We start from the raw sequence: 17,007 nt of genomic DNA, 5'->3' as shown, positions 1-17,007 counted from the left end.
GGGCGCGCAGGGTAGGGGCTGAAGGGTGAATGCCGTTCTTGATCCCATAGCGGCCCTTGGCCGTGCCGTCCTCGGACTCGTCCGCCAGTCGGGTGCTCTCGCCATGTTTGCGCTGGAAGGGCTGTCGCATCTCGTGCGGCCACCGTTCTACTGGCGCATCTTCCTGTCCACGCTGATCGAAACGGGGTTCTTCTCCCTTCCGGTTGTGGCCCTGACAGCCCTGTTCTCCGGGGCCGTCATCGCTTTGCAGTCCTATGTCGGGTTTGGGCAGTATCACGTCCAGAGCGCTATCGCCGGGATTGTGGTTCTGGCTGTCACCCGCGAACTGGGGCCGGTTCTGGCAGGACTGATGGTTGCCGGGCGTGTCGGTGCCGCAATGTCTGCCCAGATCGGGACTATGCGCGTCACCGATCAGATCGATGCCCTGACGACACTTTCGACCAACCCGATGAAATATCTGGTGACGCCACGTCTTCTGGCGGGAACCATCGCCCTACCCTGTCTCGTCATCGTGGCGGACGTTCTGGGTGTTCTTGGCGGTTTCACCGTATCAGTCGCAAAACTTGGTTTTTCACCGTCCACCTACATCACGGCCACGCTGGATTCGCTGAAGACCATGGACGTAGTGGTCGGTTTGGTTAAAGCAGCGGCTTTCGGCTTCCTCATTGCTCTTCTGGGTTGCTACCACGGCTATAACAGCCGCGGCGGTGCGGAAGGTGTGGGTTCAGCCACCACAGCGGCCGTCGTGGGCGCCTCCATTCTGCTTCTGCTGTTTGATTACCTCCTCACAGATCTGTTCTTCTCCCAATGAGCACACCCAAAATCCGCATCCGCGGCCTTTCGAAGGCGTTCGGCCCCAAGGTCGTGCTCGACGGAATCGACCTTGATGTCGAAACCGGCACCTCCATGGTCATAATTGGCGGTTCCGGCTCAGGAAAATCCGTTCTTTTGCGGTGTATCCTTGGCCTGATCGAGCCCGATGCTGGCACTATCGAAATCGATGGCGAGAACGTTCTCACGGCTCCCCGTGGGCGGCAAGAAATCCTGCGGCGACAGATTGGCATGTTGTTCCAGAACGCCGCCCTGTTCGACAGCATGAGTGTCGCGGACAACATCGCCTTCGGGCTTCGGGCCAAGCACTCGGACCGTGACGGCCCAGTTCCGTCCCGATCCAAGGCGCGTGAACTGGCAGGCGGAATCCTCCAGCAGGTTGGATTGGACCCCTCTGTTGGACAGCTCAGCCCGTCTGAGCTGTCAGGCGGCATGCAGAAGCGCGTCGGACTGGCTCGCGCCATTGCCGGACAGCCCAACATCCTGTTCTTCGACGAACCGACCACAGGCCTTGATCCCATCATGGGGGCCGTCATTGACGGACTGATCGTGGATTGTGTTCAGAAGCTGGGCTCAACGGCGATCGCCATCACGCATGACATGGCTTCAGCGCAGCGGATCGGCAATCAGGCTGCCATGCTTTACCAGGGTAAACTGGTCTGGCAGGGGCTGGCCGCAGACCTGATGAACTCAGGCAATGCAATGGTGGACCAGTTCACGCATGGACGCCGGGAAGGCCCGATCACCATGGAACTTCGCAAATGAAGCCGTTCCGACGCCCTCCCATTTCCCGCAGAGTTTGGCAGCGTCTTGGTCTGACGTATCTCATCGCGCTGCCGATGGTGTTCATTCTGTTCATGCACCCGCCCAAAAGCCAGAATATCCTTATTCAGGCACTGATCCTGCTTATGATCGTGACGGCTGCCCGCATCATGGCACGCATCATCATCCGCACAGACGATTAACGCCTTCTCTGACTGGATCATAACGGGAACGCTCCCTATATCGGGAGCATCCAGAGTCCATGTGAAGAGAGATTCCCTTGGCCAAGAAACCAACCGCACGCTTTGTCTGCCAGTCCTGTGGGGCTGTCTATTCCAAATGGGTGGGCAAATGCGAAGCTTGCGGGGAATGGAACACGCTGGTTGAGGAAACTTCCGAACCTACAGCCCGCAAAACGGGCAAGCTGAGCACCGGGCGTCTTCAGACCGTTCGCCTTGATGGTGAGGCCAAGCCGCCCCCACGCATCACGACAAGCATCGCAGAGCTGGACCGCGTTCTTGGCGGCGGTCTTGTGCCTGCATCCGTTGTTCTGGTTGGCGGTGATCCAGGTATTGGTAAATCCACCCTGATGCTCCAGACAACCTGTGCGCTAGCTCGGAGTGGTCACAAGGTTCTGTATGTCTCGGGCGAAGAATCCGTCGATCAGATCCGCATTCGCGCGCAGAGACTGGAGCTGGACCGGGACAGCAAGACACTGGATTCCCTGGATCTGGCGGCGTCCATCAATGTCGGAGACATCGTGGGATCGCTGGAAAACGATCGGTCCCATACTGTCGTGGTCATTGATTCCATTCAGACCATGTGGCTGGAAAGCGTGGAAAGCTCTCCAGGGTCCGTGGCGCAGGTCCGGGCCAGCGCATTCGAACTCATCCGCCTGGCCAAAACACTCGGCTTCGCCCTGATCCTGATCGGTCACGTTACGAAGGAAGGGTCTCTGGCAGGGCCGCGTGTGCTGGAACACATGGTTGATGCTGTCATGTATTTTGAAGGTGATCGCGGTCATCAGTTCCGCATCCTACGCGCAGCCAAAAACCGCTTTGGCGCAACCGACGAAATCGGCGTCTTTGCCATGACTGATACGGGGCTGACGGAGGTGCCCAATCCTTCCGCCCTGTTCCTCGCCGAGAGACGCGGCAACATTGCTGGATCGGCTGTGTTTGCTGGCCTTGAAGGCACACGTCCCGTTCTTCTGGAAGTTCAGGCCCTGCTATCCCCCAAGGCTGGAGACGGGGCACCACGTCGCGCCGTTGTCGGATGGGATACGTCTCGCCTGAACATGCTGCTGGCCGTGCTGGATGCAAGATGCGGCTTGAAACTCGCGAACATGGACGTCCACCTGAACGTGGCTGGTGGGTTAAGAGTCAATGAGCCTGCCGCAGACATGGCCGTGGCCGCAGCTCTGATCTCCGCAGCGACAGGTCAGCCTGCATCTTCAACCGCTGCTTATTTTGGGGAGGTCGGCCTTTCCGGCGAAATCCGACAAGTCAGCCAGGCTGATCTTCGGCTTAAAGAGGTTGCGAAGCTGGGATTTGTTGAGGCTATTCTTCCCAGAAGGGTTTCCGCTGCTTCCGCTCGCGTCAAGCCGCCCGCAGGCCTCAAATTACGCGAGATAGGGCACCTTACAGATCTCGTAGGTCTTTTCACCGAAACCAGTGCAGGCTGAATAAATCCTGCTGGCACATAGAAAATAAATCGTGAATTAACGATTTATTTGCGACATATTATTTCCTTCTCTGTCTAAGCTTTACGAACCATGACGGCCTGATTCTTTTCAGACTACTGAACGTCCATTGAATGTTCTGTTGTCGGGTGCTGTCCCTTCGAAAGCGAGTATTGAGATGGCGAGCCAGCAGACATCCTCCTCAACACCACTTCCTTCAGGAAATGGCCCCGTTACGACCGTAAGCTCAGGCCAGGTGGTCAACGGTGGCACCATTTCTCCTGATGCAACACAGGTTGTTTCAGGAGGAACGGCAAGTGGCATGCTGCTTCAGGGGAGCTCGGTTTTTTCCGCTGGCAGCACTGGCGCCGGCATGACAACCCAGTTTGCTCGGCAGGATATTATTGCCGGTGGCGCAGCAGTCTCCACAATTGTGAAAGACATCGCCATCCAAACCGTCCTGAACGGTGGAGTAGCGTCAGGGACGGTCTTGACCGGATATCTTCCACCCTATGCGCTGCAGAACACGAGTTCTTTTCAGGTCATCGAAAGCGGTGGCATTGCTATCGATACTGTTTTTTCTGGAAAAACCGGAGAGGCGCAGCGTTATACAGGTCTCACCCAGTCCTTTAGCTACATCAAGACATTCCAGACTGTCGAAAGTGGCGGCACAGTCTCGGGCAACCGGATCGGATTTGGCGGAGCGTCCACAATTGAGGCTGGAGGCAGCTCTGTTGACACGACCCTTTCTGGCTTCTCCAGTAGCTGGAACGGGTGGAATTTTCAGACGGGGCAAGGTGTAAATGTGACGTCCCACGTCTACGCTACTCTGGATGTTTCAGGCTACGCAGACAAAACGTCCGTTTACAACGAAGCAATCATGACAGTCGGTGGTACGGCCGATCATACCACCGTCTTTTCCGGCGGAAGCCTCACCGCACTAAACGGCGCCACGTTGTCGCACCTCACAGTCAGCAGTGGTGGCACCGTGAGCCTCGGCGCCAGTACAATTCTGACAGATCCGCTGACAATCGAGCGAGGGGGTGGAATTGTTTTTTCGGATATTGCTTCGACAAACGGGTTAAGCGCAGTTTTTGTTTCTGCTCCGTCGATCCAGAATGTCACAAGCGGCGCGACGGTTCAGGCGTCTTCTGAAACCGCAACACCAGCGGTTTTTCTGGACGTCATGTCCAGTGGAACCGTTGTGAAAGAAATTGCTGTCACAAGTGCTTTCTCATCTCCGATCTATTTTCGGAATGCTCCTTCGGGCGGCGGGACAGAAATGCTTTACGGTACACCCTGCTATTGCCCGGGAACGCTAATTCAGACTCCTCAGGGAGAGTGCCCTGTAGAAGATCTGGTTATTGGTGATCTGATTTTAACAGCATCAGGGGATGCTCGCCCTATCCGGTGGATCGGACGTCGCGCCTATGACCCACTTTTTGCCTACGGCAACCGGGACGTCTTACCCATCCTGTTTCACAAGGGATCTTTGGGAAATAACCTTCCAAAGCGGGACCTGATTGTTTCTCCGCTACACGCCATGCTGATCGACGGCTATCTCATTCCTGCCCTGCATCTGGTCAATGATCATTCCATTCTCCAGATTCAAAAACCGGAGACGATCCGATATATTCACATCGAGCTCGACAGCCATGACATTCTGCTTGCGGAAGGCGCACCCTCAGAAAGCTTTCTGGATGACAGATCCCGAGGGATGTTCCACAACGCACATGAATATGAAGCCCTGTATCCTGATGCTCCCCGACAGCACCCCAGATACTGCGCGCCACGTCTCGAAGATGGGCCTGAACTTGCCCAAATTCACAGCCGCTTGAAAGAGCATGCAAAATGTCTCTTTCCGAATGAAGCAGCCTGATCTGCAAGGATAAGTCTTCCCTGTGCCACAGTTTCTGGCTGGTTATATCGACATTTGTAACCGTGAGCGCATCGCTGGGTGGGCGGTTGATCTAAAAAATCCAGATCGACCTGTCCGCCTGCACATTTTCCAAAACGGCCAGTTGGTCCAAGAAATTGCGGCTACAACATTTCGCGCAGACCTGAGAAACGTAGCCCGAGACGGATGCTGTGCTTTTGACTGGGCCTGGCACGAGCCGCCACCGCATGAAGGGTGCCTGATAGACGTTCGTGACAGCCTGCAGGATCGTGCTTTTCAGGGTTCTCCTTTTCATATTGATCCGCAGCCCAGCCGTCTTGTCGGAACGATAGACATCGTGGACCGTCTACATATTGCAGGCTGGATCATGGATGAGCTGAATCCAGTCAGAACTGTCTGGCTAACAGCCGTAATTGATGGCGTACAAACCGTGCGCTTTCCTGCAAACCAGTTTCGCCGAGACCTGAGGGACGCTGGTCTGAATTCCGGTCGATACGGTTTTGACTATGTATTTGACGCCGCGTTGGATCCGCAACAAGACCACGTTATTCAACTATTCCATGGTCAGGAGCGGTTTGGTGAGCCCTGTCACCTTCCGACCGCCGAGCATCTGGATAAACCTCTCAAGCATTATTTCAGCGCTCTGCTCCAAGGATTGAACACCCCAGCGGCGAGATCAGAGGCTCTGACGTTCCTGACAAAAGCGGCGGAGACTCTGCGACAGCAGGCTGGTTCGGATATTGCCAGTATCGATGATCGTGCTTTTGCTTACCGGGCCAACCGACGCCATGACGATGTCACATCAGTCATGCCCTGCGCCCTTTTCGTGGACGACCGCGTTCCCGACCCTACAGTGGATGCTGGATCTGTAGCGCTGCTGTCTCATATTCGTGCGACACAGGCGATTGGGTATAATTGCTGTTTCATAGCGTCCCGTCAGGCACCTTCAGAGCAGGATTATCTCCGCCTTGCCTCGCTGGGCATCGACTGCCTGATGCCACCAGTCTTCACTGGCCCGGAAGAAGCTCTCAAACGCCTCGGACCAGGGCTGGATGTTATCTATCTTCACCGGTTGAATAATGCTGAAAGCTATTCCGCCTTATCCCGCGCCTTCGCCCCAACAGCTACACTGATCTGGAGCGTTGCCGATCTCGCATCACTTCGCCTGCAGCGTCAGGCAGGGATAGAAAATCTTCCTGAGCTTGCGCGAACAGCAACGCGTATTGAAGTGCGGGAGAACATGTGTGCCTGGCTGGCAGACAGTGTTCTGACCCATTCTGCAATCGAAGCCGAACGTCTCGAGCGCATGGTGCCTACAGCAAATATTCACGTTGTCCCTTGGGCGGTTCCCGTTAAAACCCGCTCCCGGCAACGCCAGGAGAAGCCCGTCATTGCGTTTGTCGCTCACTTTGCCCATGCCCCAAACACAGACGCTGCAAAATGGCTCATTCTGGATATTCTACCGCGCCTTAAGAAACGCATTCCCAATCTTGTTTGTCGCCTGATCGGGAGCGCCATGCCGCACGCAGTTCACATGCTTGCAGACGAAGACATTGAAGTTACGGGGCATGTCTCCAACCTTGAAGATATCCTGTCCGACGTGTCGCTCTGTGTCGCTCCACTGCGATATGGCGCGGGTATCAAGGGCAAGGTTTTGGATGCGTGGTCTGTTGGGCTGCCGATTGTCATGACGTCCGTCGCAGCGGAGGGGCTCGTAGATGCGTCCAGCCCGATATGGGCAAAATCCATCGCTGACAGTGCGGAAGATTTTGCGGAAAAAACAGCTGCTCTTCTGGTACCATCTGCGGCAAAGGCTCAGATAGCGGCCGCAAGGAAGCTACTGAAAGAGCGTTTTTCCGAGAAGGCTATACAAGCCAGTCTGGAAGACATTCTTCCGCCCGTGATGATCGAGACGCCCCCATTGCCAGAGGACAGGTCAGAACCCGTCCTGAACTAACAGTTTTCTAGAACCTGAATGTCACGTTTGACTGCGCATAGCTGCCACTTTGCGCGCCCGCTTTGCGCAAACTCTGTGACGCCATGAACCGCGCTCCATAGATCTGCCAGGTCAGATGATGGTTGATCTGAAGCGTCAGCGAAGCCTGCGGTACGACGCCCACATATCCTCCCCGATAAGCATGAGCGAATGTGTATGGGCCAGATGAACTCCAGATCGCCCCGTTTGCGTTTTCCCGCCACATAAACGGTGCCTTCAGACGCAGGGACGCAAAGCCTTTCCAGGGTGTGATGCTGATAACCGGAGACAGGCTCACCAGATTGGACGGTGAAATATAGGTCGTCGTATCCAGATAGTTGGTCTGTGGATTAAACGGCGCCATGTAAGTGCGCACCGTTCCGTTCTGACCATCCGACCCACCGGAATAAATATCTGCCTGCACACCCAAGAAGGGATGCAAGGGAGAAGGTGTATGCCTGTAGCCTATGATCGTGTTGACGGCCCACGCACGAACGCTGCTTTTCCGCTCTGTCCCGGCGTATTGGAATGTCCCGTTCTGGTAGAGTGCCCCCACCGAGTATTCGACGGATGCTGATGTTCCATACCAGCGAAACCCCAGATTACCGCGGGAGGATGTTCCTTTAAGAACGCGCGCTGCTATCGGAACGGCAGATAGACCGCTGCTGTATCTGTAGCGGATATAAAACAGGTCCAGAAACGAGTGAACGCGCTCGCTACCAACGGAAAATGCTGGAACGATCATCGTGGTGTTTCCACCGTAAAGGCGCGTCCCATAATCCTCGGTGTTGTGGAACATGAGAGGACTGTCTGTTTTCGTCTGAACGAAATCGTATGCGTCCACGCGGATCCGGGGCCAGAGGGCGTAAAACCGGCCACCATTCCAGGACAGGGGAACGTTTGGAGTTTCACGATTGTACAACATGTAGGACGGAGCATCGAGGAACTGCTGGCGTCCAAACATAAAGCCTGTCTGTGCGCCGGCGACTTTGGCCTTCAGTTCGACGAAACCCTGTTGCAGGTCCAGCCTCTTGCGATATGTCGACCCATACCCGAACCCCTTCCAACCGCCTGCATCCGCATTGATGAGCTGACCGAAAAAACGCACGTGCTCACCCAGATGCAAGTCTGCCCCGATCAGATTTCGGATGCCGAAGCGGCCTGACTGGGCTTTTCCACTGCGCCCCAGAAATGGCGCTTCCTCATACCAGTTTCGTAACCGCGATTCTCCCGACAGGGTCAGCCAGATCGTGCGGCTATTGTTCAAGGCGATGAATTTGAGTGGATCAAAAAAGTCCGTGCGCTTGCTTTTGTCTCGCAGGTAGCTCCAGTCCTCCGCCCAGGCCGCTGCACCGTAGCGACCCACGGGGCCAAACCCCGCCGCTTCGCCGTTTCCGTAGTTGAAATCACCCCACGGCCCCTGATGACCATTCGGTGCACGGTTCTGCTTGGCAGTGATTCGCCGTGGCTGGCCGACCACGCCGGCATGGGGATAATCCTGGATGATCGGTCGCTCGGTGGAAGGAACCTTGATCCACTCCTCCTCTGTTGGAGGGGACTCAATCGGACTGGCTTTCAAAGGAACGGTCTGGGCACCTGCGTGATGACCCAGGTTGACCGTCAAAAGAAGCACTCCGGCAATGAGGCTTCTTTCATGACGGAAAGAGACGACAGAAAGAAGCATCGAGAACCACAATTTGACATGAAGAGGCAACGAAAACGAGTGAGCCTCATATTACACAGTATGTAAAGAGAGATTTTATTTATAACTTTTTTATTTAGTGATTTATAGATCCGGGCGAGAGATGGCCATCTGACCACGTGTCAGGTCTCGCAGGTATTCCGTGATCATGTCTGCCTCTTCAACAGGTACAGCGACCGTCAACCACGCACCCTCTGCATCAAAGTCACACAGTGTCTTTTCTGCACGCCACCCCGGCAGTTTGGCTTCAACCTGCGCATAAACCGAGAAGGGACAATGAAACCGCAGAGGCAGGGTTTCGATCCGCTCGATTTTGGCCGCCTCTCGCAGACAGGCCGCAGCCGCACCGCCATATGCCCGGACGAGCCCACCGGCCCCCAACTTTACACCACCGAACCACCGGGTGACGACCACCATCACATTGTCGAAATCCTGCCCCTCAATAGCAGAAAGGATCGGGCGCCCTGCTGTTCCGGAGGGTTCTCCATCATCGCTGGCACGGTATCTTTGACCCGTCCGGAAGGCCCAGCAATTATGAGTCGCGTCCGGGACAGCAACCTCAGCAAAGAACGCCAGTGCTGCGGCTTCATCTGCAACAGGGGCCGCGCGCGCAAGGAAAGTGCTGCCCTTGATCACACTTTCATGTTCAGCCAAGCCATCGAGAGTCCACGTCATGGCTTCCATTGTGCCCCATGATGGCGGAAATGTCAGGTTGGGGTAGGGAAATGCTGCCCGTTCTGTTAAGGGTAGGCCCCATGTTTTCGGATCTGATCGGCCGGCTGAATGCCGCCTGTGCACGTCGTGCGCCACTGGTGGTGGTTCTGTTTGCGCTCCTCTGTGCGGGATGTGTCGCACTGAGTATCACGCGCCTCAGTGTGACAACTGATACCGGCAAGATGTTTGCCAGCGACTTGCCGTGGAAACAGCGGACGGACGAGATGAACCGTCTCTTTCCGCAGGATGACAATCAGCTCGTTGCCATCATCGACAGCCGCATTCCGGAACAGGGTCGGGCCACGGCACGGGCGCTTGCTGCGGAGCTGAGTAAAGACCACGAGCACTTTGAGCTGGTTAGCCTGCCCGGCGACAACCCCTTCTACAACAGTCACGGCTTCCTGTTTTTGGACAAGAAGGACCTCGAACCCCTTCTGGATTCCATTGTCTCTGCTCAGCCCTTTCTTGGAACCCTGGCAGCGGATCCTTCTGCCCAAGGTCTATTCGGCGCTCTAGGTCTGATCGGAGACGGCATCCAAGCGGGGCAAGGCATTCCCAGCGGCTTCAATGGTGCTCTGGACGGCTTTGCAGACTCTTTGACCAAAGCGGCAGCTGGTCATCCTCAGGATTTGTCTTGGCAAAACCTTCTCGTTGGTCGTCTGGCCGAACTGGGTAGCCGTTACGAATTCGTCGTCACGAAGCCCAAGCTGGATTACAGCTCTCTCCAGCCTGGCGAAGGCGCCACGACGGCGATGCGCAAGGCAATCGATAACCTTGAGTTCGTAAAATCCGGTCAGGCCACGGGCAGCATCACCGGTGAAGTCAAGCTGAACGACGAAGAGTTCTCGACCGTTGCGCACGGCATGGTGCTTGGTCTGGTCGTTTCGCTGGTTCTGGTCGCACTCTGGCTGATTCTGGCCGTGCATTCGATCCGTGTCATTGTCCCCATTCTGCTGACACTGATTTCAGGCCTTCTGCTGACGACCGGCTTTGCTGCACTTAGCGTGAAGGAACTCAATCTCATCTCGGTGGCGTTCGCGATCCTGTTCGTGGGCATTGCTGTGGATTTTGCCATTCAGTACAGCGTCCGCTTCCGGGGACAGCGCAACGAAGATGGCTCCATGCCGTCTCTGCATGACGCCCTTGTTCTTACCGGACAGGAAAGCGGTGCCCAGATTCTGGTCGCGTCGCTTGCAACGGCTGCGGGCTTTCTGGCCTTCACCCCGACAAGCTTCATCGGTGTTGCTCAGTTAGGCCTGATTGCAGGCTTCGGGATGCTGATTGCCTTCCTGTGCACCATGACACTGCTCCCGGCCCTGCTGACGCTCTTCCGGGCGAAGCTTGGGAAAGGAGAACCAGGCTTTACGTTCATGGCGCCAGTCGATCACATGCTGCGTCACAAGCGCAGAAAGGTCGTGGGCGTGTTCGCACTTCTCGGGGTCGTGGGCGTTGCCCTGATGCCATTGCTGAAGTTCGATGCAGATCCTCTTCATACGAAGAACCCAGATACAGAGGGCATGCACGCCCTTCACCTTCTGGAAGATAACCCTCTTACCACCCCATATTTTGCTCAGCTTCTGGTCCCGAATGTTCAGGATGCGGCAAAGAACGCGGCGGCTTTCTCCAAGCTGTCGAGCGTCCATGATGTGCTGTGGCTGGGAGCGCTCGTCCCGGACGATCAGACCGACAAACTGGCTATGATCGAGGACACGGCTTCCATCCTTCTCCCGACGATTACCGTTCAGAACCCTTCACCTGCACCAGACGCAGCAGCCATTCGTGCATCCGCTATCGCAGCCGCAGCCAAACTGGACAGCGTGAAAGATCAGCTTCCTGCACCACTTGAAAAAATCCGCCAGGCTCTCAACACGCTCTCGACAGCCCCTGACGCAACACTGGTCAATGCCAGTCATGCCCTGACACGCTTTTTGCCGGATCAGCTCTCAATGCTCCGCACGGCGCTTCAGCCGAAGCCCATCACGATCGACAATATCCCAGATGACATCCGGAAGGATTACGCACTTCCTGACGGTCGTCAGCGCCTGACGATCCATCCGAAAGGACAGATTTCCGAGACGCCCGTCATGCACCGGTTTGTGTCCCAGTTGCGTTCGGTCAATCCGGATATCAGTGGGCCAGCCATGGAGATCACCGAAAGCGCGAACACCATCGTTCATGCTTTCACGATTGCCGCCATTTCGGCTCTGATTATGATCGGCATCATTCTTCTGGTGGTGCTTCGCCGCATTCTGGACGCAGCTCTTGTTATGGCGCCGCTCCTGCTGTCGGCTCTCCTGACTGTCATCCTGATTGTCACGGTTCCAGAAACACTGAACTACGCTAACATCATTGCTCTTCCCCTGCTTCTCGGGGTTGGCGTGTCTTTCAATATCTACTTCGTGATGAACTGGCGTGAAGGTATCAAGGGGCCGTTGACCTCTCCGACCGCACGCGCGGTTCTATTTTCTGCCCTGACGACAGCAACGGCCTTTGGATCGCTGGCAACATCCGCTCATCCGGGCACTGCGAGCATGGGCCGGCTGCTTCTCATGTCTTTGGGCTGCACACTGATCTGCACACTCTTCTTCGTCCCGGCGCTTCTCCCGAAACGTCCGATCGACGACGCCTGAACTGACATAGTTCGTCACTAATGTGAACGGCTGACCGCAACCGTTCTTTAACTCACAGGTTGAGACCTTCATAACCATGAAGGATCTCTCCGTGAGTGCAGACCATTCAGGACTTCCGCGAGGTATCGACCATGTCGGTGTGACCGTACCCGACATCAACCTTGCCATCCGCTTTCTAGAAACCGCACTGGGTGCTGTTGCGCTATACCGCAACGTTACCCACACCCAACCCCAACAGGGTCCGCAGACAGAGAAGATACTCGGGCTGCCAACTGGCAGTGTAGTCTGGGAGATGTGTATGATGTCTCTGGGGCATGGACCCGGGCTCGAACTCTTTGAAATTCATGGCCCAGACCAGAGACCTGCCGTACGCGCCTGTGACTTCGGCATACAGCACTTTGCCGTTTATGTTGACGATATTCATGCGGCCTGCACCCGCTTCACCAAAGCGGGTGGCGAGCTTCTGACAGAGCCACAGGGGCAGCCTTCTCTCGAAGCTGGCCCTGGTAACATGTTCTGCTACGGGCGTGCGCCGTGGGGCATGATTATCGAGCTTCTGTCCACACCCTCACGCAGCCGCTTTGACGATATCGCCCCAAAGCCTCGCTATCAGCCCCCAGCACGACATGAGGAACAATAAGCCATGCGCCCTATCTCTCTGCTTTTTGCTTTCGCTCTTGGCGTTACCGCATTTTATCACGCGGCTGAAGCTGCAGATCCTGCACCTCCCACTGCATATTACTGGCACAACTGGACGGACCATAATGGCGTCAGCCATATGACGCGCTGTCCGTTTCACAATTACATTCTGAAAACCATGTCCAAGCCGGCAGGACCGCAATGGCAGGACCGCCTCAAGAGCGGACAGGCTCAGATCATCTCCACTGTGCAACCCCCACATTGGGATGGAAGCTGGCACCCTGACCCGAAAGTCCAGTGGATCATTCCCCTCAAAGGCACATGGTACGTCACCGCAATGGACGGAACACGTGTCGAGATGGGACCGGGGGATGTTTCTTTGGGTGAAGACCAAATGAGCCGTAAGGACTCACAAGGTCACATCGGGCATTTTGCAGGAAATGTCGGCGATGATGCTGTGACACTCATGGTCATTCAGACTAATGAACAGCCGACCACAGATCAGCCATGCCGGTTCAAATAAAACCTCCTGCCAACTGTACTGTCTTTTCCTATTCGATCGGTATTGAATTTTTCTCAATCGTCACTTTTAAAAAATGAAAGGAAAATACCGTAGACAAAATCGGTTTTTTTAAAGTGTTCGGTATCCGATAACAGATAAGACCCATTTTCGTTAAATACATAATTTGAAATAAATGTGTTGTAATGGACACACCAAGAAAATCTCACTGCAAAATCGCATTGTTACCATTGCGCACAGGAGACATTTCCTTTCAGTTTTGTAATCGAAGATACATTGAGACATGAAACGAAGGGATATCTGCCAGCAATGAACACCTCTTTTCCAACGTTGGCCCGTCCGGGCTTTTCACTGAAACCCTCCCGGACTTTTTTGAAAATTGCCTTGCTGGCTGGTATTTCCTACACAGCGCTTCCTGTTCCTGAAGCCTGTGCAGAGACGACGACGAAGCATCTTTCTGCCGCTCACAAGTCTGCTGCGAAAAAAGCGGCTGCACCCCGTGCAACAGTGCAGTCCGCACGTCCTCAGACATCGGTTCAAGCCAAGCCCGTTACAGTTGCGCCTGTGTCTGCGCCCGTTCAGACAATTACGAATGCCAACCTGCAGCCAGGCACATCACCTGCCGCTGAAGTCGTTACCGTTACAGGAACGCGTCTTTCCCAAACGCGCCTGACGAACGTTATGGCTGGCTCAACCGTCGATGCCGCGCAGCTTCGTGCCCGTGGCTACACGGACATGGGCATTGCCCTGATGCGTGAGAACACCGCCTTCACGGTAGGTGACAACTCCCCTATCGGTTCACAGGGCAGCTTCGGTGCTGGCCAGTCGTTCGTTTCTCTTCTGGGCCTTGGCTCACAGCGTACCCTCACCCTCGTTGACGGCATGCGCATGGTGGGTGGATCAACCGCTTCCAACTATGGTGCAGGCTCAGGCTCGCAGGTTGATGTCAGTGCAATTCCGACATCCCTGATCAAGAAGGTTGATACCCGTCTCGGTGGCGCAGGCGCGGCTTATGGTGCTGATGCTGTTGCGGGTGTCGTGAACTATCAGCTCGACGATCATTTCAAGGGTGTTGATTTCAACGCACAGGGTAACTGGACGCAGAAGCTGGATGCGCCGCAGGAAAAGATTACGTTCAAGGCTGGCACAGACTTTGACCACGGCAAGGGCGGCGTCGTTTTCGACGTGGAATATCGCAATGCTGGCGGCATGGTCGCGAATGACCGCCCCTATACAAGAGGCAGCCTGTCCACCACCTACGCTCGACCTGCTTATGGCTCGACCACGCCATATGCCCGAGTACTGACGCCAGGCGTTCGTTTCCTGCAGAACTCGGTCACTGGTCTGCCGACCACAAGCGCCGTTTACGGTCAGCTTCCAGTCAAGGCAGGTAAAGCCGGATACGCTATTCCTAACGCCGCCGGACAGGCGCTGATGTTCAGCCCTAACGGCCAGTCTCTCGTTCCTATCACGTATAACTCTGCTGTGCAGGACGGACTTCGCGCTTCAGGCGGGAACGGCATCGCGCTGCAGGATTACAACCAGCTTTATGCGCCATCTGACAAGCTGAACCTGACCACGCTCGGCCACTATGATTTCACAGATCACCTGCATGCAACATGGCAGGGATGGTATGCCCGCGGAACAGCGTCCAGCCTGGTTGGTCAGGGTACCTGGAACACGCCTCAGTTCGATGATCCACTGAGCCTGCAAAGCTATCAGACGAACACGGTCGTCAATGGTGCGTACAAACTTAGCACGAACAATCCCTACCTGACGCCAGCCGTACGCGCACAGATTGTCAATGCTCTTCAGGCGGCAGGAAAGCCGACGGATACGTTCTATCTGTCACGCCTGAACCAGGATCTTGACGCAGGCATGTATCGTACCACCATGCAGATGTTCCGCTTCCAAGGCGGCCTGAACGGTGATTTCGACACAGTTGGCCGTCATTTCGAGTGGTCTGTGAAGGGTGTGTACGGCAAGTACATGAACGACACCTGGGAACCGTCTATTGCCACCCAGAACCTGACCAATGCGCTGAACGCCACGACGGACGCCAGCGGCAATATTGTCTGCTCTCCAGGCTATACAAACTCTACGGCAGTCACACGGAGCTCCACCTGCTCGCCATTGAACCCGTTTGGTTATAACCAGATGACGCCAGCCGCCCGCGACTACGTCATTTCGGATGCGCACAGCAAAAACACAAACGCGCAGCGCGATCTTCAGGCAGAAATTCACAGCACGGTTGCCCACCTGCCGGCTGGTGATATCCGCTGGGATCTTGGCTACGAGCATCGTCGTGAAGGCTATAACTTCAACCCAGGCAGCTTCTTCCAGGGTGAGCAGCAGGCAGACGGAACCTACAAGCAGTACGGCAACTCAACCGCCATCCCCATTACGTCGGGCGCCTATCACACGCATGAAGTCTTTGGTGAGCTGGATATTCCGCTTGTTTCCCCGAACATGCATGTCCCGGGCGTTTACAGCCTGTCCGCAACAGCAAACGGCCGCTTTATCAACAACAGCATGACCGGCAACTACTGGACGTACATGTTTGGTGGTGCGTGGTGGCCAACGCAGGATTTCGGCCTGTCCGGGAACTATGCCCAGTCCGTTCGTAATCCGTCCGTCACCGAGCTTTTTGCGCCCCAGAGCACGACCTACAATACAGCAGAAGATCCCTGCTCCATCGAGTACATCACCTCTGGTCCTGCTCCTGCAACGAGAGCAGCGAACTGCGCAAAGGAAGGAATTCCCAAGGGCGGTTTCAGCTCGAACATCAATTATTACACAGCGCAGGGCAAATCAGGCGGCAACGCAAAGCTGCAGAACGAGACGTCTCACAGCTACACAGGCACGCTGGATTTCCATCCGCACTTCGTCCGTGGTCTCGACATGACGGCCTCTTTTGTTGATGTCAAAGTCAACAATGAGATCACATCCCTGAGTGTCGGCGATCTGATGAATGCCTGCTATGATTCAGGCTCTTACCCGAACAACGCATACTGCAACTCCTTCAAGCGTGATTCGGACCACCAGGTTGAGAGCTTCACGTCCGGCTATTTCAACATTGCCAACCAGCACATGCAGATCATGCAGGCGAACATCGATTACTATGTTCCGCTGCAGCGCCTCGGCCTACCGCAGTCTGCTGGCAACATCGAACTTCGTGGAAACTATTCTCACTACCTGCGCAATCAGCAGACGTATCTTGGCAGCACGTATGTCCTGAATGGCGATACGACGTCTCCGAACAATCTGTTCACGCTGGACTTCAACTATACGCGTGGCCCGATTTTCTTCCAGTGGCAGACCATTTACTATGGCAAGTCCAAGTATGCCCTGCAGGTTTCGGACTATACGTACGAACATAACAACCGTCCGGGTTTTGCGTATTTCAACACAACGTTTGGCTATCAAATCACCAAGAACATTGATGCCAACTTCATGATCAACAATATTACCGGAGCACTTCCAAAGTACCCCGGCACAGTCAGCCTAACCCGTTATTATGATGCCATCATGGGACGGTCGTTCCAACTAAACATCGGTGCTCATTTCTGATCTTTTCGATTTAGATATGACACGAGAAAGAGGGGCTTCTAGCCCCTCTTTTTTTGTGCTCAGCACCGGAGACGTCACGAAAACTT

The 17,007-nt window shown here is 55.3% G+C and carries 12 protein-coding genes; 10 read left to right on the top strand and 2 right to left on the bottom strand.

All coding sequences use genetic code 11. The features are described 5' to 3' along the window. Positions 1 to 25 precede the first annotated feature (25 nt). From ABDK75_RS01030 to ABDK75_RS01005, 6 genes are all read left to right on the top strand, one after another. On the top strand, positions 26 to 811 hold the full coding sequence (locus ABDK75_RS01030) for an ABC transporter permease (protein WP_046900490.1): 786 nt from the start codon (positions 26 to 28) through the stop codon (positions 809 to 811). Beyond that, positions 808 to 1,596, top strand: coding sequence for an ABC transporter ATP-binding protein (locus tag ABDK75_RS01025; RefSeq protein WP_046900489.1), 789 nt, complete (start codon positions 808 to 810; stop codon positions 1,594 to 1,596). The genes ABDK75_RS01030 and ABDK75_RS01025 overlap by 4 nt, the downstream gene beginning before the upstream one ends. Further along, positions 1,593 to 1,796, top strand: a complete 204-nt coding sequence (locus ABDK75_RS01020; protein ID WP_064275240.1) for a hypothetical protein — start codon at positions 1,593 to 1,595, stop codon at positions 1,794 to 1,796. Before ABDK75_RS01025 ends, ABDK75_RS01020 begins: the two co-directional genes overlap by 4 nt. A 77-nt stretch (positions 1,797 to 1,873) precedes the next feature. Beyond that, a complete protein-coding gene (gene radA, locus ABDK75_RS01015) occupies positions 1,874 to 3,277 on the top strand; it encodes a DNA repair protein RadA (protein ID WP_064275239.1) in 1,404 nt (467 codons plus the stop codon). Between the two features lie 127 nt (positions 3,278 to 3,404). Beyond that, complete coding sequence (locus ABDK75_RS01010; protein ID WP_346004725.1) at positions 3,405 to 5,153, top strand: Hint domain-containing protein; 1,749 nt, start codon at positions 3,405 to 3,407, stop codon at positions 5,151 to 5,153. Positions 5,154 to 5,175: 22 nt separating this feature from the next. After that, positions 5,176 to 7,128: a glycosyltransferase family 4 protein gene (locus tag ABDK75_RS01005; protein WP_346004724.1), complete on the top strand. Its 1,953-nt coding sequence runs from the start codon at positions 5,176 to 5,178 to the stop codon at positions 7,126 to 7,128. A 7-nt stretch (positions 7,129 to 7,135) separates the two neighbouring features. Here ABDK75_RS01005 and ABDK75_RS01000 read toward each other — a convergent pair whose 3' ends face one another. Together ABDK75_RS01000 and ABDK75_RS00995 are read right to left on the bottom strand one after the other, a co-directional pair. Next, positions 7,136 to 8,830 carry an alginate export family protein gene (locus tag ABDK75_RS01000; protein ID WP_408874401.1) on the bottom strand — a complete coding sequence of 565 codons (1,695 nt, stop codon included), beginning with the start codon at positions 8,828 to 8,830 and terminating at the stop codon, positions 7,136 to 7,138. Positions 8,831 to 8,932: 102 nt separating this feature from the next. After that, the gene (locus tag ABDK75_RS00995) at positions 8,933 to 9,532 is read right to left on the bottom strand and encodes a YigZ family protein (protein WP_046900485.1); all 600 of its coding nucleotides are present in this window, start codon (positions 9,530 to 9,532) and stop codon (positions 8,933 to 8,935) included. 71 nt (positions 9,533 to 9,603) lie between these two features. Here ABDK75_RS00995 and ABDK75_RS00990 point away from each other — a divergent pair, with 71 nt between their 5' ends. The 4 genes from ABDK75_RS00990 to ABDK75_RS00975 all read left to right on the top strand — a co-directional run bounded on the left by ABDK75_RS00990 (position 9,604) and on the right by ABDK75_RS00975 (position 16,921). Next, entirely contained in the window at positions 9,604 to 12,192 is a 2,589-nt protein-coding gene (locus ABDK75_RS00990) for an MMPL family transporter (RefSeq protein WP_346004723.1), read from the top strand. A 76-nt stretch (positions 12,193 to 12,268) separates the two neighbouring features. Beyond that, positions 12,269 to 12,832: a VOC family protein gene (locus ABDK75_RS00985; RefSeq protein ID WP_346004722.1), complete on the top strand. Its 564-nt coding sequence runs from the start codon at positions 12,269 to 12,271 to the stop codon at positions 12,830 to 12,832. A gap of 3 nt (positions 12,833 to 12,835) precedes the next feature. Beyond that, positions 12,836 to 13,354 (top strand): cupin domain-containing protein, encoded by a 519-nt coding sequence (locus tag ABDK75_RS00980; RefSeq protein ID WP_211498330.1) that lies wholly within the window; start codon positions 12,836 to 12,838, stop codon positions 13,352 to 13,354. 306 nt (positions 13,355 to 13,660) lie between these two features. Continuing rightward, positions 13,661 to 16,921, top strand: a complete 3,261-nt coding sequence (locus ABDK75_RS00975; protein ID WP_346004721.1) for a TonB-dependent receptor — start codon at positions 13,661 to 13,663, stop codon at positions 16,919 to 16,921. Positions 16,922 to 17,007 lie beyond the last annotated feature (86 nt).

Source organism: Gluconobacter sp. OJA, assembly GCF_039638325.1.
GTDB lineage: Bacteria > Pseudomonadota > Alphaproteobacteria > Acetobacterales > Acetobacteraceae > Gluconobacter > Gluconobacter cerinus.
Note: the sequence above shows the minus strand (reverse complement) of the source record. Positions and strands in the feature narration are given on the sequence as shown.